A 20,812-nucleotide genomic window follows, 5' to 3' on the forward strand; every position below is an offset into this window, starting at 1 on the left:
AAGCGGCAATACCATCGGGCAACACAGTCATGACATCACTGTCTCATATAACAGTCGGTCCAGTTCCCTGGCATCGCCTTCCCGGCTATCCGGTAACACCGGTGGCGTTTCGCCTCGCGCCAGCTCCTCGCGGATAAACGCATGCAGCAGTGGACGGCGCAGTCCATATTCCGCTTCCCCTGCCCGCTGCTTGCGTTCCAGCAGGTCGTCTATCTCCTGACGCAGCGGCGCATCCAGCTCGCTCCCCGCCAACAGTTCGGCAAAGCGCATGGGTGGCACGCCTTTTCCCGCTTCGACCCAACGCACGGCCAGCAACGGACGCAGCACGTAGAAGTATTTTTTTAGTCGCACTTCATTGCCTTGCAGATAGCCACGGAAGTTTTTTCGCGCCATCGAATAATAGTGCCAGCGGGCACGCACAGGCGAAAACCATTTTGGCACCAGCGCTTTCAACGCAGACACCGTCGCGTCATCCTGCTGATAAACCACCGGCGAATCCAGCCACTCGATAAGCGTCGGGTTAGCCCCTTTCAGCAGACCCAGCGCTTTTCGCCACTCCCAGCCGCACACGTCCAGTTCATCGTCTATAGGCAGTTCAATAACATCACGCGGCGCTTCCACCCGCAGATACCATTCTGGCGGATGAACGTACAAAAATCGCACGTCGTAATCACTATCCGGAGAGGCGAATCCCCAGCCACGGCTGCCGGATTCACAGGCGTATAGCACCTTCACGCCATAGCGCTGTTCCACCTTTTTTAGCTGGCGCACTACCCGTTCACGCATCGCGGCGTTCACTCCGTTATTGCTCATTTTACTTATCCTTTTATATTCACCAGACCGTGAAGAACCTGGTCCAGACCACCAAATACCGAGATTTTATCGATACGCTCCGCCACTCTCTCGAGGGTTTCCAGCTCTTTTAAACGCAGCGCCACCGGGTTGTTTTCCATCACTTTCGCTGTGTTCAACAACGAGCGCGTGGCGGCCGTTTCTTCACGTCGACGAATGACGTTGGCCTGCGCCGATTTTTCGGCCTCCACCAGCTGCGACAGGATGATTTTCATATCGCCTGGCAGCACGATATCTTTCACGCCCAGCGAAGCGACCTCAATGCCAAACGGCGTCATGCGGTTTTTCACCTGCGTGCTTACCACGTCGTCAATCACCTGCTTATCTTCCAGCAGTTCGTCCAGCGTTCGGGTACCAACCGCCTCGCGCAGCGCAAACTGCAGCTCACGGTACAAGTGATCCAGCGGTTTTGTCAGTTGGCCAAACGCCTGTAATACGCCGCTGTAGCGCCAGTTCGCCGCCAGATTCAGACGCAGGTTGACCTTATCTTTGGTCAGGATCTCCTGCCCGCCGACCTCCAGTACCTGCAAGCGGGTATCAACGACTTCCGCTTCAACCAGATGATTCACCTTCCAGTACGCACTCAGCCCCGGCGGCAACAGCGCCTGCGTCTCACCATCAATTTTCAGCACACCGACGTGCCAGGCCGGAACCTGCACCGTTAAGATCGCGTCACGACCTTTTACCGCACCGCTACGGCGTGGCTGTAACACGGCATTCATCACGTCCGTTGGGACCTGAACCTGACGCGTATCCATGCGTACCAACGTTAACGCCTCCTCGGCTCGCCAGTACAGACGACGGGTTGAAGGCGGTAAAATTTCCTGCAAGACGCCGTTCACATACAGCGCACCGGCTTCGGTATCGGTTAAATCTGCCGCCACACAGTACTGTTCCACCCACGCAGGCTGAAAGCGACGCAGATACTCCGCCAACGCCTCAGGAACATCGCTGCCATCGGCATTTACCACCAGAACATCCGGTGTGTTAAACCACGGCAAACGGTGTTCACCTGCATTCAGCACCTTGTAGTAGTCACCCTGGCGGGATAACAGACCAAGCTGGCCTTTACGAATAGTGATTTTCTTCATCCTTTTTTATTCCTTATTGTGAGTCAGGCGCGGGTGCAGGGGCGAAGCGGCAGGGGAATTCCCTTTTGCCTGTCGCACGGCGTCATTACCGGCAGCCTGTTTTGGGCGGTGCTGACTGCGCACGAACCCGTTTTATTTCTATGATTAACAACCAGTTTTCATTTGGAGGATGAAATTGGGAATCGAACCCACTTGGTGGTCATCGGCTGACGGAACACCCCGGGAAAACAGCCTGTGCCGTTCCTGACGTGCCGGCGGGGTTTAACCCCCTGCGTTTTCAGCGTTGTTGACGTATCAGGTATTGCCAGAAGCGTGCCAGAAAGAAAAATCATCAAATTTATTTTTTATTCCATTGATTAATATAGTTTTTATTTTTAACCCTCAGATTAATGATTGCCGTTGCGCAGAGATTTTTTTATCTTCCAATATCGATATTTATCTTTATGGATAAAGCATGAAAAAGCGGCGGGTGGTGATTGGCGTTCTGGGCACGGTGCTGGATAAGCGCGGTAAACGGGCGAATCGGTTTAAGAAATGGCGCCCTACGGTTGGACTGTGCCAGCAGGCTGATTTCCCCATCGACAGACTGGAACTGCTCCACCAGCCGCGCGACGAAAGCATGGCACAGCGGCTGATTGAAGATGTCGCCCTGCTCTCTCCTCATACCGAGGTGCGCCCGCATGCGGTGACCATTAACGACCCGTGGGATTTTGAGGAGGTTTACGCCGCGTTCCTCGACTTCGCTACCCACTACACATTTGATACTGAAAACGAAGAGTATCTGGTGCATATCACCACCGGCACACACGTGGCGCAGATTTGTTGGTTCCTGCTGACGGAGGCGCGCTATCTGCCGGCCAGCCTTTTGCAATCCAGCCCGGCACCGCGAGGTTCATCTGATGAGGCCGTCGCCGCAGGTGTCTGCTCGGTTATCGATCTCGATTTAAGCCGCTACACCACGCTAACCAGCCGCTTTCAGCGTGAGCAGCAGCAATCGGTCTCCTTCCTGAAAGCCGGTATTGATACCCGTAATGCCACGTTTAATACGCTCATCGACCGTATTGAGCGCGTGGCGCTGCGCTCGACCGATCCGATTCTACTGACTGGTCCCACCGGTGCGGGGAAATCGTTCCTCGCCAAACGGATTTTTCAGCTACGCCAGTCACGCCATCTGGTGGCCGGTAAACTGGTAGCGGTTAACTGCGCCACCCTGCGCGGCGACAACGCGATGTCGACGTTATTTGGACACGTCAAAGGCGCGTTTACCGGCGCGCTCACACCACGCACCGGGCTGTTGCGCGAGGCTGACGGTGGGGTGTTATTTCTCGATGAGATTGCCGAACTGGGGCTGGACGAGCAGGCTATGCTGCTGAAAGCGATTGAAGAAAAAACCTTTTTTCCGTTTGGTGGCGACAAAGAGGTGCACAGCGATTTCCAGTTGATTGCCGGGACGCATCGCGATATGCAGCAGTGGGTGGCAGAAGGTCGTTTTCGCGAAGATCTCTACGCGCGCATCAATATGTGGCGCTTTGCCCTGCCCGGTCTGGCGCAGCGGCGGGAAGATATCGCACCCAACGTGGAGTATGAGCTCCAGCGCTTTTCCAGCCTCAAACAGGCGCAGACTCGCTTTGATAAAGAAGCGCGCGAGCGCTATCTGGCTTTCGCCTGTTCACCAAAGGCGCTATGGCGCGGCAACTTTCGCGAGCTGAGTTCATCCGTTGCACGCATGGCGACGCTGGCCGAACAGGGGCGCATCACGCTCGCGCTGGTCGAAGAGGAGATCGCGTTATTGCAGGAAAGCTGGCAGCTCACCGATTCACAGCCGGAATTCGATCTGGACATTGATCTGTTTGATAAGCGTCAGTTAGAAACGGTGATCGACGTCTGCCGACGCAGCGCATCGTTGTCTGAAGCGGGCCGCGAGCTGTTTGCCGTTTCCAGACTGAAGAAAGCCAATCCTAATGACGCCGACCGCCTGCGCAAATATCTGGCCCGTTTTGGGCTGAGCTGGGAAAACGTCCGTAGCCAATCATAAAATTAAAAAAAGTACCGGGTGACGCATGCTTACCCGGTCTGGATGCTATCAGCCAGACCAGGATTACCGTACACTGGGTTAATCGGCAAACTGAGGGCAACCGTATGGCACTCCCCCGCATTACCCAAAAAGAGATGACCGAGCGCGAACAGCGCGAACTGAAAACGCTGCTCGACCGCGCGCGTATTGCACACGGTCGACTGCTAACCAACGCGGAAACCAACAGCATTAAGAAAGAGTACATCGATAAGCTGATGCTGCAGCGCGAAGCTGAGGCTAAAAAAGCCCGCCAGTTGAAGAAAAAGCAGGCTTATAAACCGGATGCGGAATCCTCGTTTTCCTGGTCAGCGAATACGCCAACGCGCGGCAGACGTTAACGCCCTTTCTTCTTACGCCCCGGCTGAACAAAACGTTTACCGTTGGATGCCGGGCGCGCTTTCTCTTTCTCAGCAGCTTTTTCGATTTTCACCACCGGGCGCTTAATGCCTGCAGTTTTTGGCTTCGCTTTCGGCTTCGGTTTCGCTTCCGAGGAAGAGTTCTCAATCAGCTTGAACAGATCGATCAGCTCATCATCGGTCAGGTCACGCCATTCCCCCAGCGGCAAACCAGACAAGCCGATGTTCATGATCCGCGTCCGTTCAAGTTTTACCACTTCATAGCCAAAGTGTTCGCACATCCGACGGATCTGACGGTTCAGGCCCTGCACCAGGGTGATACGGAAGACAAACGGTGCCTCTTTCCTGACCTTACATTTCTTGGTGACGGTACCGAGAATGGGGACGCCCGCCCCCATGCCACGAATAAAGTCATCGGTTACGGGTTTATCGACCGTCACCAGATACTCTTTCTCATGATCGTTACCGGCACGCAGGATTTTATTCACCAGGTCGCCGTGGTTAGTGAGAAAGATCAGCCCCTGGGAATCTTTGTCCAGACGACCAATCGGGAACACGCGCTTACTGTGGTTAACAAAATCAACGATGTTATCGCGCTCACCGTCTTCAGTGGTGCTGACAATACCGACCGGTTTGTTCAGCGCGATAAAAACCAGATCTTCCGCTTCACGCGGCTCAATCAACTGACCGTTCACTTTCACGACGTCGCCAGGCATCACCTGATCGCCAATGGCGGCGCGTTTGCCATTCAGGAAGACATTCCCTTGTTCGATAAAGCGATCCGCTTCGCGACGCGAGCAGATTCCGCTTTCACTGATGTATTTGTTTAATCGGATGGATGAGTCGGGCAGCATAATTTCTCCTGTATACACTTCATCCTTCAAGCTGTTTCTGCGTTGGCTGCCCTCACTCACCCAGGTCACATAGCAATCTATGCTCCCAGGGATTCGCTCCCTTGCCGCCTTGATACAGTTTGAATGATCTTGTGTATTAAAAGCGAAATATACCCTACCTTGCGGGGGATAAAAATAATCGTGAACGCCAGTCCCGACACTATTTGCGATCTGTCACGCCTTTCAACATAATCAGCCCCGTCATGGCGCTCTAATAACCGTTAAGCAGGAAATTAATTGCATCTCGAAGTTCAGCCCTGTTTGCGGTCAGGTCTCCCACACAATGACCCATATTCTTCACAGGTATACCTGTCATCATGTGCATCATCACCACATAAGCTTGCCCACCAATACTAACAACAGGACAAATTTTAGCTGGCGGTACTTCGTCGAGGAACTGACTGAGCGCTATAACGGGTGCAACCAGTACATGCCGCAAAACAGCGGCCACCGGATGCTGTAAGCTAATTAAAAACGGATAAACACTTTTTCCACTTCCAGTGTTCTCATAAGCGCAATACTGCTCCATCAGAATGTCCTTTGAAAATCACTGAACGAACCGTTTTCTTCCACCCATTGATTTAATACTTCTATCGATTTTTTATTATCCCGCAACCATTCTTCGCGTTTGTTCTCACGAAATTTTTCGATTAGGGCTTCGGTTAAAACAGCTGACAGATTGATTTTAAGCTTACGTGCCTCTTCCAGTATCTCTGGAGCCAGAGAGACATTAACTGATTTTTTTACCTTAGATACAGTGCGCATGATAACCCCCATAGTAATGCGCATGATATACCTAAGGTTAGCGTAATAAGCGAGCATTTTCTATTCCCCGACCAGCAAATCATCATGTCACAGTAGGGTGGTTGCACAGACCCGTCACGCCCCGAAGAAGAAGTCTGCGAGGCGCTTTCCTGTTTCCTCCAACCCAGGTATGCCCGCATCACAAACTTACTTAATATCCACTCTCAACTTGTCAATTCAGAATGTAGTTTATAAAATACATGGAACGTACTCATGGAAATTCTTCAGACAATGGTTTTCCAACGTTGGGAGCAAAACCTACGGGACAGGAGAGCTAAAACGCTCATTGCTACACGCCTTTTTCGTTTGGCTAATGGTTTAGCTGGTGATGTCAAACCTGTTGGAGAAGGCATCAGCGAAATGCGCATTTCCTACGGTCCTGGTTACAGGATTTACTTTAAACAGCAAGGCTGCCACATCATCATTTTGTTATGTGGGGGCGATAAAAGCTCACAAGCCAACGATATCACTATGGCAAAAATGCTCGCCCGTTCACTGGATTATCAAGAGATCCGCCACCATGAATAAACTTACTCGGTACGATCCCGCAACTGCGCTGGTTGATGATGAAGAAATTGCCGTATTTATGGCGGATGCCCTCGAAACAGGCGATGCAGCGTACATTGCAAAAGCCCTGGGCGTGGTGGCTCGCGCTAAGGGAATGGCGAACATCGCGGCAGAAACGGGATTATCCCGCGAACAACTTTATCGCTCTTTTAGTGAGAAAGGTAACCCAACGCTGAAAACTACGCTTGCAGTGATGAAGGCGCTCGGTATTGAATTGACACTTAAAAAATAGCCCCTGCTTCTATCTCCCCCCTTCCAACATCGTGAGCCATATCAGTGAGGCGTTATACTGACGGTGGTAACATGACCGCGGTTTGTAATTTTTTGATTACATGGAGAAATGATGGAACTGCTTTTATTGAGTAACTCGACGCTGCCGGGCAAAGCCTGGATGGAACACGCGCTACCGCTGATTGCTGAGCAACTGAACGGTCGCCGCACTGCGGTGTTTATCCCGTTTGCTGGCGTGACGCAAACCTGGGATGAGTACACGGCGAAAACGGCCGCCGTCTTTGCTCCCATGGGCGTCGACGTCACGGGTATTCATACCGTTGCCGATCCGGTGGCGGCAATTGAAAATGCAGACGTGGTGATTGTCGGTGGTGGTAACACCTTCCAGTTGCTGAAAGAGAGCCGCGAACGCGGGCTGCTGGCGCCGATTGTTGACGTGGTCAAACGCGGCGCGCTGTACATTGGCTGGAGTGCAGGTTCCAACCTCGCCTGCCCAACCATCCGTACCACTAACGACATGCCGATTGTCGATCCAAAAGGCTTTGATGCCCTGGGCCTGTTCCCACTGCAGATTAACCCGCACTTCACCAACGCGTTGCCGGAAGGCCACAAAGGCGAAACGCGTGAACAGCGTATTCGCGAGCTGCTGGTGGTTGCGCCAGAGCTGACGGTAATTGGTCTGCCAGAAGGCAACTGGATCAAAGTGAGCGACGGTCAGGCGGTTCTTGGCGGCCCGAACACCACATATATCTTTAAAGCGGGTGAAGACGCGGTTGCCGTTGAAGCAGGCCACTGCTTTTAGTGGATTTGTTGTCTGATGCCGGATGGCGGTTACGCCTTATCCGGCCTACAAGATTGACGACAAAATTGACGGTTATCCGTAGGCCCGGTAAGCGTAAGCGCCACCGGGCAACATTTCACCAGTCCTCGTTAGTAATCATCCCGTTCGTCGTCTTCATCCGGTTGCTCCAGCACGCTGTAGGCAACGGAGCAAAACAATGAGTTCAGACGCTGCATGTCGCCTAACAGCGCGAGGTGCAGGGAACTGGTTTCGATGCTCTGCACGTTTTGCTGATGCAGGCGATCGACGTGTGCGTGCGAATAACGACGGTTAAGAATACGAAAACGGTGTTTGCTGCGACGCAGTCGACGGGCGCTGGTCACGTCGCCAGAGAAGAACACTGACATCGCCAGCTTCAGGTTGTTGAGCAGCTGATCGTAGAGCGCATCCAGCTCTTTCAGACCTTCCAGAGAAAAGGCCCGACGCGCAGCCAGCGACTTATCGGCAATCTCGCTCCCCATGCGTTCGACGATATCGGAAGCCTGCTCCAGGTTGAGCGACATCTCGATAATCTCCGCCCAGCGCTTTGACTCCTCTTCCGCCAGCTCATCTTTTGGCATCCGCGCCAGGTAAAGTTTGATCGCGGTGTACAGCACGTTGATATCGTCGGCCATCCTGCGCAGCTCTTTTTCCTCGCGCGGCTCACCGTGCATCACCCGCTTCAGCCCTTCCATCATCTGCTCCATGGCGTCACCAATACGCAGGGCTTCGCGAGCCGCATTCGCCAGTGCGAGCGTAGGGGTATCGAGTGCGCTGACGTCCAGATGCTTGGGCTTCAGATGGCCGTCCAATTCCGGCTCATCGCGGATAATACGTTTGCAAAAGCGCGCCATCGGCTCGGCGAACGGCACCATCGCCACGCAGCGCACCAGGTTGTAGAAGACGTGGAAGTAGATAACCAGCTCGGATTTTGGCAGCGGCAGTTCATCCATCAGATTCGCCAGCGGATGCACAAACGGCAGAATAATCAGACTGCCCACCAGCTTAAACAACAGGCTGCCGAGCGCCACGCGGCGGGCGGCAGCGTTGGCGGCACTGTTATTGAGCATCGCCAGCAGGCCGGAGCCGAGGTTCGCACCAATCACCAGACACAGCGCTACCGGGAACGAAATAATACCCGCGGCTGTCAGCGTTGCCGTCAGCAGGACCGCCGCCAGGCTGGAGTAACTGATAATCGCGAACATGGCGCCAATCAGCGCATCGAGCATGATATCGCCGGTGAGCGAGGCAAAAATGACCTGCACCCCGTTGGCCTGAGTGATCGGCGTGACCGCCTGCACAATCAGCTCCAGCGCCAGTAAAATGAGCCCCAGCCCGATGCCTACGCGCCCCAGTTGCCCAACGCGGGACTGCTTACGTCCGAGGAAGAAAACAACGCCAATGAAAATCAGCAGCGGCGACAGCCACGAGAGGTCAAAGGTCAGGATACGCGCCATCAGCGCGGTCCCAACGTCAGCGCCAAGCACAATCACCAGCGCAGGCGTCAGCGCCACCAGATCCTGGGCGACAAACGACGTCACCAGCATGGTGGTGGCGTTACTGCTTTGCACCAGAGCAGTAACGCCAATGCCCGCGCAAAAGGCGAGCGGCTTCTTTTCAACGCTACGGCTGAGCACGGTACGCAGGCGTGCGCCAAAGACGCGCATCACGCCGGTACGCACGATATGGGTACCCCAAACCAGCATCGCCACAGCAGAAAGCAGGTGTAACAGAGTTAGCACGGAATCAGGTTCTCCTTATCGTTATATGCTCCTGAGGCTCATGACACCAACGCGCACAAGTTCCCTTCAGTATAAGGGTTTAAACGTAATAAAGAGACAGGGCACTCATTGAGCGCCCTGTTTGTTGTAAAGAAAGATAACAGTTTTGTGAATCAGTCGGCGTCGTAGCCTAAGTTAGGCGCTAACCAGCGCTCGACTTCTGCCACACTCATGCCTTTACGGAAGGCATAATCTTCAACCTGATCGCGTTGAATTTGTGCGACGGCGTAGTACTTGCTGTCCGGATGACTGAAGTACCAACCGGAAACCGATGCACCAGGCCACATGGCGAAGGATTCTGTGAGTTTCATACCGGTGTGCGTTTCTACATCCAGCAGTTCCCAGATGGTCGCCTTCTCGGTGTGCTCAGGGCACGCCGGATAGCCCGGAGCCGGACGAATACCTTGATAGTTCTCGCGGATCAGTTCGTCATTGCTGAGGTTCTCGTTCGCCGCATATCCCCAGTAAACTTTACGCACCCGTTCATGCAGATATTCAGCGAAGGCTTCCGCCAGACGATCGGCAATCGCTTTCACCATGATTTTATTGTAATCATCATGCTGTGCGTCGAACGCGTCAGCCAGCGTGTCTTCTTCCAGGCCGCCAGTGACGGCGAAAGCGCCAATGTAATCCGCTTTGCCGGAGGTTTTCGGTGCCACAAAGTCAGACAGGCAGTAGTTAGCAAAACCAACCTTCTCCGTCTGCTGACGCAGATGGTGGCTGACGGTCAGGACGTGCGTCCGCGTTTCATCCCGGTAGATCTCAATGTCATCACCTACGCGGTTAGCCGGGAACAGGCCAACGACACCACGCGGGTTCAGGGTTTTCTCGGCGCTCAATTTATCCAGCAAATCGTTGGCATCTTTGAACAGGCGCTTGGCCTCTTCGCCTACCACTTCATCTTCCAGAATGCGCGGATATTTCCCGGCCAGTGACCAGGTCATAAAGAACGGTGTCCAGTCGATGTAGTTACGCAGCGTTTCAATGCTGGCTTCAACTTCCTGCACGCCCAGGCGGTGCGCCACCGGCGGGGTATAGTTTTCCCAGTCGAAGGCCAGGTCGTTATCACGCGCGGCCTCCAGCGTCACCGGCGGGGTACGCGGTTTTTTACGCGCATGTTGAATACGCACAGTTTCGTACTCTTTACGCGTGCGGGCGACAAAATCATCGTGCTGGGTATCAGATAACAACGCAGCCACCACGCCGACGGTGCGCGAGGCGTTCTGCACATAGACCGTCGGGCCGCTGTAGTTCTGCTCGATTTTCACCGCCGTGTGCGCTTTTGAGGTGGTCGCGCCGCCAATCAGCAGCGGAATAGTAAAGCCCTGGCGCTCCATCTCTTTCGCTACGTTGACCATTTCGTCCAGCGACGGGGTGATCAGCCCGGAAAGGCCAATCAGGTCAGCATTCACTTCGCGTGCGGTGCGCAGGATTTTCTCTGCCGGCACCATCACGCCAAGATCGATAATTTCGTAGTTGTTACACTGCAGCACCACACCAACGATGTTTTTACCGATGTCGTGCACGTCGCCCTTGACGGTGGCGATCACCATCTTGCCGTTGCTGGAGCCTTTCTCTTTGCTGGCTTCAATGTACGGTTCAAGGTAGGCCACCGCCTGCTTCATCACGCGAGCAGACTTCACCACCTGCGGCAGGAACATTTTACCGTCGCTGAACAGGTCACCAACCACGTTCATGCCGTCCATCAGCGGCCCTTCGATAACCTCAATCGGGCGCGCAGCCTGCTGACGGGCTTCTTCGGTATCCTGCTCGATAAACTCGGTAATGCCTTTCACCAGCGAGTATTCCAGGCGTTTTTTCACGTCCCAGCTGCGCCATTCTGCCAGTTGCGTATTGGCCGTTTCGTCAGTTTTGCTGCCGCGATATTTCTCTGCCAGCTCCAGCAGGCGTTCGGTACCGTCATCGCGGCGGTTGAGGATCACGTCTTCAACCGCATCGCGCAGTTCAGCAGGCAGATCGTCATAAATCGCCAGCTGACCGGCGTTCACAATGCCCATGTCCATGCCGTTGCGGATGGCGTAGTACAGGAACACTGCGTGGATCGCTTCGCGCACCGGGTCATTGCCACGGAACGAGAACGACACGTTGGAGACACCACCGGAGATTAGCGCATGCGGTAGTTCGCGTTTGATGTCCTCACAGGCACCGATAAAGTCCTGCGCGTAGTTGTTGTGCTCTTCGATGCCGGTCGCGACGGCAAAGATATTCGGGTCAAAGATAATGTCTTCCGGCGGGAAACCCACTTCTTCGGTGAGAATTTTGTACGCCCGGCGGCAAATCTCAATTTTACGCGCGCGGGTGTCGGCCTGACCCTGTTCATCAAAGGCCATCACCACCACGGCAGCACCGTAGCGACGGACCAGTTTGGCATGATGGATAAACGGCTCAACGCCCTCTTTCATCGAGATGGAGTTAACGATGCCCTTACCCTGAATGCACTTCAGCCCTTTTTCAATGACGTCCCATTTCGAGGAGTCGATCATGATCGGTACGCGAGCAATATCCGGTTCACCGGCGATCAGGTTGAGGAAACGCACCATCGCCGCTTCGGCGTCAAGCATCCCCTCATCCATGTTGATATCGATAATCTGCGCGCCGCTTTCCACCTGCTGGCGAGCAACATCCAGCGCTTCGCTGTATTTTTCTTCTTTAATCAGTCGCTTAAATTTGGCAGAGCCGGTGACGTTAGTACGTTCACCGACGTTAACAAACAGGCTGTCATCACCAATGTTCAGCGGCTCAAGGCCTGAAAGACGGCAGGCAACCGGCAGTTCCGGCAGTTGACGCGGCGGTAAACCTTCAACCGCACGGCTCATGGCGGCAATATGTTCCGGCGTGGTGCCGCAGCAGCCGCCGACGATGTTCAGGAAACCCGCTTCAGCCCATTCGCGGATTTGCTTCGCCATGGTGTCAGCGTCGAGATCGTATTCGCCAAAGGCGTTTGGCAAACCGGCGTTCGGGTGCGCGGTGACATAGCAGTCGGCAATCCGCGACAGTTCCTGTACGTACTGACGCAGCTCGTCCGGGCCTAACGCACAGTTGAGGCCGAAGGTCAGCGCGTCAGCATGGCGCAGTGCGTTATAGAAGGCTTCGGTGGTCTGCCCGGAGAGCGTACGCCCGGAAGCGTCGGTGATGGTGCCGGAGATCATAATCGGCAGCTCAACGCCCAGGGCTTCAAATTCGGTTTTTACCGCAAAAATAGCGGCTTTGGCATTAAGCGTGTCAAAAACGGTTTCGATCAGGATCAGGTCGCTACCGCCTTCCACCAGCGCTTTAGTGGATTCACGGTACGCGGCCACCAGCTGATCAAAAGTAATATTGCGGTAGGCGGGATCGTTGACGTCCGGTGAGATAGACGCGGTGCGGTTAGTCGGACCGAGAACACCCGCGACATAGCGCGGTTTATCCGGCGTACGTGCTGTCCATTCGTCGGCGCAGGCGCGCGCCAGTTTTGCCGCGGTGAAGTTGATTTCCGCCGACAGGGATTCCATCTGGTAATCCGCCATGGCGATAGTCGTCGAGTTGAAGGTGTTGGTTTCAATGATATCCGCGCCCGCTTCAAAGTAGGCATGATGAATCGCGGTGATAACCTCCGGCTTGCTCAGCACCAACAGGTCGTTGTTGCCTTTCAGATCGCTCGGCCAGTCGGCAAAGCGTTGGCCGCGGAAATCGTCTTCACTCAAACGATAACCCTGGATCATGGTGCCCATACCGCCGTCCAGCACCAGAATACGTTCTTTTAACTGCTGACGTAATTGTTCAACTTTGCTGCTCACACTCACTCCCGACAACGCTCAACCAGACCGAAAAAAGGCCAACAAAGCATACTGGCATAAACCAGTGAGGTGGAAAAGCAAACAACGACCAACATGAGACATGTTCAGCTTCACTCATCCGATCAGTACAGGAACTCTTGCATTATAATTGAATAAAACGAAAATGATTTCCACGATACAGAAAAGGAGTCTGCCATGGTTGCCACTGTCCCCGCGAAACGCGGTAGAAAACCCGCCGCCACAACTACGCCTGCAACCGGGCAGGTTCAGTCTTTGACCCGAGGTCTGAAGCTGCTGGAATGGATTGCGGAATCCAACGGCAGCGTAGCGCTGACCGAGCTGGCGCAGCAGGCCGGTCTGCCCAATTCCACCACGCACCGTTTATTGACCACCATGCAGCAGCAGGGTTTTGTGCGTCAGGTGGGTGACTTAGGACACTGGGCCGTGGGCGCCCATGCGTTTATCGTCGGCAGTAGCTTCCTGCAAAGCCGCAACCTGCTAGCGATCGTCCACCCGATTCTGCGCAAGTTGATGGAAGATTCCGGTGAAACAGTGAACCTGGCGGTGCTGGATCACAGCGACCATCAGGCGATTATCATTGATCAGGTACAGTGCACACAGCTGATGAGAATGTCTGCCCCTATCGGTGGCAAACTGCCGATGCACGCCTCTGGCGCGGGGAAAGCGTTCCTGGCGCAACTCAGCGAAGAACAGGTTACCAGCCTGCTGCACCGCAAAGGCCTGCACGCGTATACCCACGCCACGCTTGTCTCGCCGGTACATCTGAAAGAAGATCTCGCCCAGACCCGTAAGCGCGGTTATTCGTTTGATGATGAAGAACATGCGCTGGGCCTGCGCTGTGTGGCGTCATGCATTTACGACGAACATCGCGAACCGTTCGCCGCCATTTCGATCTCCGGCCCGATCTCCCGCATTACCGACGACCGCGTCACCGAGTTCGGTGCGATGGCAATCAAAGCGGCCAAAGAGGTCACACTGGCATACGGTGGGATTCGTTAAGATGGGACTTCCGGGTGGCAGCTACGCCTGGCCCGGCCTGCTATCCAAGGTTGGGATGATTTGTAGGTCTGATAAGCGCAGCGCCATCAGGCACGGCGCACATTGCCGGATGGTGGCGCAAAGGCCTTATCCGGCCTACGGTCGGTTTCATAACGCACGCTAAACCGCTGGCGGCGCCGATAGGCGTAAACGTCTTCCACGTGCCCTTCACGGATCCGCGTTTGCAGACCTCGCCAGTAGTCGGCGCTGAACAAATCGGCATGCATCTCTTCAAATAACGGTCCAATACGCGGATCGGCGCACAGCCAGTGACGAAATTCTTCCGGAAATACATCTCCCGGCGAGACGCTGTACCACGGTTCGCTGGCCAGCTCATCCTCCGGGTAACGCGCGGGCGGGATATGGCGGAAATTCACCTCCGTCATGTAGCAAATTTCATCATAGTCGTAGAACACCACCCGCCCGTGTCGGGTCACGCCGAAGTTTTTAAACAGCATGTCACCCGGGAAAATATTGGCGGCAGCCAGTTGGCGAATAGCGTTACCATATTCTTCTATCGCATCCCGCAGCTGCTGGCCTTCGACCTGCTCCAGCCAGATATTTAGCGGCACCATCCGCCGTTCGATATACAGATGACGAATCACGATCTGCTCGCCGAGATCGGTCATTTTTTCGGGTACTTCCTGCTGCAACAACGCCATCAGCGCCGGGGAAATTTGTCGTTTATCCAGCACAAAATTTTCGAATTCCTGGGTATCGGCCATGCGTCCCACGCGATCGTGCTCTTTGACCAGTTGGTAACAGGCGCGGACGTGGGCCGCAGACATCTCTTTTTGCGGCGCAAATTTGTCTTTAATAATTTTGAAGACCCGATCGAATCCAGGCAGAGTAAACACCAGCATCACCATGCCGCGTATTCCCGGCGCTTCGATAAACTGTTCATCGCAGTCGGCCAGATACAGCAGATATTCACGGTAGCTTTCGGTTTTCGCATGCTTCTGACAGCCAATCGCCATATACAGCTCGGCGGTAGTTTTACCGGGCAGGATCTCACGCAGCCACTCGACCAGTGCTGCAGGCAATGGCGCGTAGACCATAAAGTAAGAGCGGGCAAAACCAAACACAATGCTGGCTTCCGCCGTAGTCGTCAGACAAGTATCGACAAACAATTCGCCTTCGTCAGTGCGGTGAATAGGCAGTAAAAACGGCAGCGTGACCTCTGGTGTGATCAGTTTTCCCACCAGCCAGGCGGCCTTATTGCGATAAAACAATTCGTTCGCCACCTGCAAATGGCAGCGCGCCAGCACCGCTTCACCAACAATTTCCGTCAGGTGCTCGATGATGTAGCGAATATCACGCTGTTTATTCTGCCATGGCAGACGAAGGGGGAGATCGCTGAGCACGCGCGTGAGCAGCCCTTCCCAGCCTGAATCAGGGAAAAAGTCTTTCGCCAGCGGGCGCGGGATAGTACGAAATCGACGTTCTGACTGAGAGCTGAAAATAAACAACCGCTCGGGCGTCAGCGAGCGGTGATCAAATAACCGGCAGTACACGGAGTTAAAAAAGCTCTCGGCAATCTCAAAGCGCGGATAGTCCGGCAGCAGCTGGGTGTAATGCTCTTTTACACGCAGTAAAAATGCCGCATCGGTACTTTTGCCGTCGGTAATGCAGCGCAACTGTTCCACTACCAGACCAACGTGATGATCGTAGAGATGGATACGGCTTTTCATCGCCTGCTGCACAGCATGCCAGTCAGCGTGTTCAAAACGCTGCTGCGCGCCGGACGTCACTTCCAGAAACCGGCCATACTGCGCATCAAAACCTTGCAGGATGGTTTGGGCAATCAGCAATTCCAGGCCACGCGACATCTTTTGCCCTCGTTCAGAATCGAATAATGCCGGATGGCGCATTCGCGTATCCGGCCTACACAGAACTGTAGGCCCGGTAAGCATTACGCCACCGGGCATCAGGTCGATCAGAACTGTGATTCTTCAGTGGACCCGGTCAGCGCAGTAACGGATGACGCGCCACCCTGAATGATGGTCGTCACTTTGTCGAAATAACCGGTACCCACTTCCTGCTGGTGGGATACGAAGGTGTAGCCATCTTTCGCCGCCGCAAATTCTGGCTGCTGAACTTTCTCAACGTAGTGGCGCATGCCTTCGCCCTGTGCATAGGAACGCGCGAGGTCAAACATGTTGAACCACATACTGTGGATGCCCGCCAGGGTAATGAACTGATATTTATAACCCATATCGGACAGCTGTTGCTGGAAGCTGGCAATGGTTTTGTCATCCAGGTTCTTCTGCCAGTTAAACGACGGCGAACAGTTGTAGGCCAGCAGTTTGCCCGGATATTTAGCATGGATGGCATCGGCAAAGCGGCGCGCCAGTTCGAGATCCGGTGTGGAGGTTTCGCACCACACCAGGTCAGCATACGGGGCGTAGGCCAGTCCGCGACTGATCGCCTGCTCAATACCCGCATGGGTACGGTAGAACCCTTCGCTGGTGCGCTCGCCGGTAATGAACTCGCTGTCGTAAGGGTCGCAGTCAGAAGTAATCAAATCCGCCGCGTCAGCATCGGTACGGGCAATAACCAGCGTCGGGACGCCCATCACGTCTGCCGCCAGACGGGCCGCCACCAGTTTCTGGATAGCTTCCTGAGTCGGTACCAGCACCTTGCCGCCCATGTGACCGCATTTTTTCACCGAGGCGAGCTGATCTTCGAAGTGAACCGCCGCTGCACCGGCTTCAATCATCGATTTCATCAATTCAAACGCGTTCAGGACACCGCCAAAACCGGCTTCGGCATCGGCAACGATCGGCAGGAAGTAATCCACATAGCGCGGATCGGTTGGCTCAATACCGGTTGACCATTGGATCTGATCCGCCCGACGGAAGGTGTTGTTGATCCGATCCACCACGGCGGGCACAGAGTTAGCCGGGTATAGCGATTGATCCGGGTACATGCTGGAGGCCAGATTGGCGTCTGCCGCCACCTGCCACCCAGAAAGGTAGACCGCTTCAATACCGGCTTTCGCCTGTTGCAGCGCCTGACCACCAGTCAGTGCACCGAGGCTGTTGATATAACCTTTCTTCGATCCGCCGTGCAGCAAACGCCACATTTTCGCTGCGCCAAGCTGCGCCAGCGTACATTCCGGGTTGACCGAGCCACGTAACTTCACCACTTCCTCCGCGCTGTACGGGCGGGTAATGCCTTCCCAGCGTGGTTGTGTCCATTCTTTCTGTAAGTCTTCGATTTGTTGGGTACGGGTTTTCATGTGCAGATGCTCCATATTATTCTCCTGGCTTCCCAGGCGTTATTGGTGAAGGCAGTTTGGTCACGGCCAGCGCGCAAAAACCGGAGCGTACTTATAGTACGTGAGGATTTTGAGCACTGCCCGGGGCTAAAATGGCGAACAAAATAGCCTGGGCTGTTAAGCCAGTAAGCGGTAGCCTGGCAAGGTAAGGAAGTCGATCAGTTCGTCAGAGGTGGTGATTTGCTCCATCAGGCGTGCGGCGTCATCAAAGCGCCCGCTGCTGTAGCGGTGTTCACCCAGCTCGTCCTGAATCACCCGCATTTCTTCGGCCAGCATCTGACGGAACAGCGGTTTGGTCACCGGCTTACCGTTGCTGAGGGTTTTCTGATGGTGGATCCACTGCCAGATGGAGGTACGGGAGATTTCGGCAGTTGCCGCATCTTCCATCAGGCCATAAATCGGTACGCAACCGTTGCCGGAGATCCACGCTTCGATGTACTGCACGGCAACGCGAATATTGGCGCGCATGCCTTCTTCAGTACGTTCCCCTTCGCACGGAGCCAGCAGTTGTTCTGCAGTAATCGGCGCATCCTCTTCTCGGGTGACAAACAGCTGATTTTTGTTGTTGCCCAGCACGTCGTTGAAAATCGCCATTGCGGTATCTGCCAGTCCAGGGTGAGCAACCCAGGTCCCGTCATGACCGTTATTGGCTTCCAGCGCTTTATCCGCTTTAACTTTTGCCAGCACCTGATTGTTGCGCTCAGCGTCTTTGCTGGGGATAAACGCCGCCATACCGCCCATCGCAAAGGCACCGCGTTTATGACAGGTTTTAATCAGCAGACGCGAGTAGGCGCTGAGGAACGGCTTATCCATCGTTACCACCTGACGATCGGGCAGAACACGATCCGGGTGATTCTTGAGGGTTTTGATGTAGCTGAAAATGTAATCCCAACGACCGCAGTTGAGGCCGACAATATGGTCACGCAGCGCGTGCAGGATCTCATCCATCTGGAAAACGGCTGGCAGTGTTTCGATCAGCAACGTGGCTTTTATCGTGCCGCGCGGCAGATTAAATCGGTCTTCTGTATAGCTGAAGACTTCACTCCACCAGGCCGCTTCTTGCCAGGCCTGCGTTTTCGGCAAATAGAAGTAAGGACCACTGCCTTTAGCCAGCAAGGCTTTGTAGTTGTGGAAGAAATAGAGGGCAAAGTCGAACAGACTGCCGGGAATCGCTTCCTCACGCCAGGTGACGTGTTTTTCCGGCAGATGCAGGCCACGTACACGACAAACCAATAACGCCGGATCGGGCTTCAGTTGGTATATCTTGCCAGCGTCGTTGGTGTAACTGATGGTACCGTTCACCGCATCGCGCAGGTTGATTTGCCCGTCGATCACTTTACTCCACTCGGGAGCTAGTGAATCCTCAAAGTCAGCCATAAAGACTCTAACGTTGGCGTTGAGCGCGTTAATCACCATCTTGCGTTCAACGGGTCCGGTGATTTCCACGCGACGATCCTGTAAATCATCAGGAATACCGCGAATCTTCCAGCTACCTTCTCGAATGGAAGCTGTTTCCGAAATAAAATCAGGCAACTTACCGTCATCAATATCCTGCTGCTGCTGAATACGCGCGGCGAGAAGTTTATTGCGTTTTGGCGTAAATCGAGTCACCAATTCGGTCAGGAATTCCACCGCCTCTGCGGTCAAAATCTGCTGTTCCTGCTCGCCATGCGGCCTGGTAAAAACCAGCTCATCGGTTGTTGTTGCCTGTTGATTCATTGCGTAGTTCCTCGTCATTGATCCAAACACATCCCCAATGCGAACGAAGGATCGTTGTGCGGTTTTCGTTCAGCACAACTAAGACTACCCATTTAAATTTCAAAATCAAAAACAATTTCCATTTTTAATTTAATTATCAATTAACTTATTGATAACAATCATAATAAAAATTAATCACACCGTGAGGTGCGTTTCGGAAATAAAAAAAGCACCCGAAGGTGCCTGATTCAACATGCTGAAACGCTTAAGGATCGTTTGCTACAGAAGATTAATCCAGCGTTGGATTCATGTGGCGCAGATCGTATGGCGTGATCTGGTAGACGTAATAGTTGAGCCAGTTAATAAACAGCAAATTGCCATGGCTACGCCAGCTTGCCCGAGGTTTGTTTTGTGGGTCATCTTGCGGGAAATAGTTGTACGGAACGTCCGGGGTCAACCCCGCTTCGGCGTCACGAAAATATTCACCGGCCAGCGTATCGGCGTCATATTCCGGATGACCCGTCACGAACGCAATACGTTTATCTTTACTGGCAAACAGGTAGGCATCGCCCTCTTCCGTCTCGGCAAAAATCTCAAGATCGGTGTAATCCCTGATCAACGCAGCAGGGAAATCAGCATAGCGTGAGTGCGGTGCAAGGAAGGCATCATCAAAACCACGTGTCAGCAGGGCATGGGGATGAAGGATGTGGTGTTCGTATACACCTGAAAGCTTGTCGTTGCGGGTTTGCTTGGGGATGCCATAGAGGATATTCAGTGCGGCCTGCACCGCCCAACAGACAAACAATGTTGATGTGACGTGGTCTTTCGCCCACTCCAGTACCTGTTTGATCTGCGGCCAGTAGGCCACATCGTTAAACTCAACCAGGCCTAACGGTGCCCCGGTGACGATCAGTCCATCAAAGTTCTGATCGCAAATATCCTCGAAATTACAGTAAAAGTTATTCAGATGCTCCGTCGGCGTATTGCGCGACTCGCGGGCATCAATGCGTAATAGCTGAACGTCCACCTGCAGCGGTGAGTTCGATAATAACCGGAGAAACTGGTTTTCCGTTTCGATCTTCTTCGGCATCAGGTTGAGGATAAGCACCTTCAGAGGACGAATTTCCTGACCGGATGCGCGGGATGTCGTCATGACAAAGACGTTTTCCTCACGCAAGAAATTGACGGCGGGTAGCTCGTCCAGCACGCGAATTGGCATAACCTGATAACCTCACAACATACGTTTAAACGTTTAGACATCCAGATAGCTGACAATAACCAGGAATCGTGTGAATGTCGAGCCTGCATGCTCAAGGTGAGAAAGTTTCACGACTCACTCGCTGTAGAATAGTGCAGTAAGAGCCAAAAGGAGAATGCTTTGTCGTTTACGGGCAGGATAAAGGACATTTTACGCGGACAGAAGAGAGGTTTTCGCTGGACAGATAAGGCGCTGACGCGGCTATCCACCCGCTTTCACATACAACAGACGCAAAAAAGCCCATCCGTCAG

Annotated in this window: 17 protein-coding genes; 6 read left to right on the forward strand and 11 right to left on the reverse strand. The window is 53.9% G+C overall.

What is annotated here, in order from left to right:
* Window positions 1-27 precede the first annotated feature (27 nt).
* Together FDX01_RS03325 and FDX01_RS03330 are read right to left on the reverse strand one after the other, a co-directional pair.
* Window positions 28-813, reverse strand: a complete 786-nt coding sequence (locus tag FDX01_RS03325) for a nucleotidyltransferase domain-containing protein (RefSeq protein ID WP_137399219.1) — start codon at window positions 811-813, stop codon at window positions 28-30.
* Between the two features lie 5 nt (window positions 814-818).
* Window positions 819-1,943, reverse strand: coding sequence for a slipin family protein (locus tag FDX01_RS03330; RefSeq protein ID WP_137399220.1), 1,125 nt, complete (start codon window positions 1,941-1,943; stop codon window positions 819-821).
* Between the two features lie 454 nt (window positions 1,944-2,397).
* Between FDX01_RS03330 and rtcR the strand changes: the two genes are divergently transcribed.
* Entirely contained in the window at window positions 2,398-3,978 is a 1,581-nt protein-coding gene (gene rtcR / locus FDX01_RS03335) for an RNA repair transcriptional activator RtcR (RefSeq protein ID WP_137399221.1), read from the forward strand.
* Window positions 3,979-4,082: 104 nt separating this feature from the next.
* On the forward strand, window positions 4,083-4,355 hold the full coding sequence (locus tag FDX01_RS03340; protein ID WP_096758747.1) for a DUF3811 domain-containing protein: 273 nt from the start codon (window positions 4,083-4,085) through the stop codon (window positions 4,353-4,355).
* On the opposite strand, the gene rluF is transcribed toward FDX01_RS03340, so the two are convergent.
* From rluF to FDX01_RS03355, 3 genes are all read right to left on the reverse strand, one after another.
* Window positions 4,352-5,227: a 23S rRNA pseudouridine(2604) synthase RluF gene (rluF, locus tag FDX01_RS03345; protein WP_137399222.1), complete on the reverse strand. Its 876-nt coding sequence runs from the start codon at window positions 5,225-5,227 to the stop codon at window positions 4,352-4,354. The genes FDX01_RS03340 and rluF overlap by 4 nt on opposite strands.
* A 250-nt stretch (window positions 5,228-5,477) precedes the next feature.
* Window positions 5,478-5,795, reverse strand: a complete 318-nt coding sequence (locus FDX01_RS03350) for a CcdB family protein (RefSeq protein WP_137399223.1) — start codon at window positions 5,793-5,795, stop codon at window positions 5,478-5,480.
* Window positions 5,795-6,088: a type II toxin-antitoxin system CcdA family antitoxin gene (locus FDX01_RS03355; protein ID WP_137399224.1), complete on the reverse strand. Its 294-nt coding sequence runs from the start codon at window positions 6,086-6,088 to the stop codon at window positions 5,795-5,797. Before FDX01_RS03355 ends, FDX01_RS03350 begins: the two co-directional genes overlap by 1 nt.
* Before the next feature lie 195 nt (window positions 6,089-6,283).
* Between FDX01_RS03355 and FDX01_RS03360 the strand changes: the two genes are divergently transcribed.
* The 3 genes from FDX01_RS03360 (at window position 6,284) to pepE (ending at window position 7,670) form a co-directional block, all read left to right on the forward strand.
* A complete protein-coding gene (locus FDX01_RS03360; RefSeq protein WP_135912739.1) occupies window positions 6,284-6,598 on the forward strand; it encodes a type II toxin-antitoxin system RelE/ParE family toxin in 315 nt (104 codons plus the stop codon).
* Entirely contained in the window at window positions 6,591-6,869 is a 279-nt protein-coding gene (locus tag FDX01_RS03365) for an addiction module antidote protein (protein ID WP_115259723.1), read from the forward strand. The genes FDX01_RS03360 and FDX01_RS03365 overlap by 8 nt, the downstream gene beginning before the upstream one ends.
* A 111-nt stretch (window positions 6,870-6,980) precedes the next feature.
* Complete coding sequence (gene pepE, locus FDX01_RS03370) at window positions 6,981-7,670, forward strand: dipeptidase PepE (RefSeq protein WP_115259724.1); 690 nt, start codon at window positions 6,981-6,983, stop codon at window positions 7,668-7,670.
* Between the two features lie 128 nt (window positions 7,671-7,798).
* Here the strand turns inward: pepE and FDX01_RS03375 are convergent, their stop codons facing one another.
* Both FDX01_RS03375 and metH read right to left on the reverse strand, forming a co-directional pair.
* Window positions 7,799-9,430 carry a Na/Pi cotransporter family protein gene (locus FDX01_RS03375; RefSeq protein WP_096758756.1) on the reverse strand — a complete coding sequence of 544 codons (1,632 nt, stop codon included), beginning with the start codon at window positions 9,428-9,430 and terminating at the stop codon, window positions 7,799-7,801.
* A 152-nt stretch (window positions 9,431-9,582) separates the two neighbouring features.
* Window positions 9,583-13,266 (reverse strand): methionine synthase, encoded by a 3,684-nt coding sequence (gene metH, locus FDX01_RS03380; protein ID WP_137399225.1) that lies wholly within the window; start codon window positions 13,264-13,266, stop codon window positions 9,583-9,585.
* Between the two features lie 195 nt (window positions 13,267-13,461).
* Here metH and iclR point away from each other — a divergent pair, with 195 nt between their 5' ends.
* Window positions 13,462-14,286 (forward strand): glyoxylate bypass operon transcriptional repressor IclR, encoded by an 825-nt coding sequence (gene iclR, locus FDX01_RS03385; RefSeq protein WP_096758758.1) that lies wholly within the window; start codon window positions 13,462-13,464, stop codon window positions 14,284-14,286.
* 86 nt (window positions 14,287-14,372) lie between these two features.
* Here iclR and aceK read toward each other — a convergent pair whose 3' ends face one another.
* The 4 genes from aceK to metA all read right to left on the reverse strand — a co-directional run bounded on the left by aceK (window position 14,373) and on the right by metA (window position 20,522).
* Window positions 14,373-16,154, reverse strand: coding sequence for a bifunctional isocitrate dehydrogenase kinase/phosphatase (gene aceK / locus FDX01_RS03390; RefSeq protein WP_137399226.1), 1,782 nt, complete (start codon window positions 16,152-16,154; stop codon window positions 14,373-14,375).
* Between the two features lie 107 nt (window positions 16,155-16,261).
* Entirely contained in the window at window positions 16,262-17,566 is a 1,305-nt protein-coding gene (aceA, locus tag FDX01_RS03395) for an isocitrate lyase (RefSeq protein WP_096759483.1), read from the reverse strand.
* A 156-nt stretch (window positions 17,567-17,722) separates the two neighbouring features.
* A complete protein-coding gene (aceB, locus tag FDX01_RS03400) occupies window positions 17,723-19,324 on the reverse strand; it encodes a malate synthase A (RefSeq protein WP_137399227.1) in 1,602 nt (533 codons plus the stop codon).
* Between the two features lie 268 nt (window positions 19,325-19,592).
* Entirely contained in the window at window positions 19,593-20,522 is a 930-nt protein-coding gene (gene metA / locus FDX01_RS03405) for a homoserine O-succinyltransferase (RefSeq protein ID WP_096758761.1), read from the reverse strand.
* Window positions 20,523-20,812 lie beyond the last annotated feature (290 nt).

Origin of the sequence: Citrobacter sp. wls613 (assembly GCF_005281195.1) — a bacterium.
In the GTDB taxonomy this organism is placed as follows: domain Bacteria; phylum Pseudomonadota; class Gammaproteobacteria; order Enterobacterales; family Enterobacteriaceae; genus Citrobacter; species Citrobacter gillenii.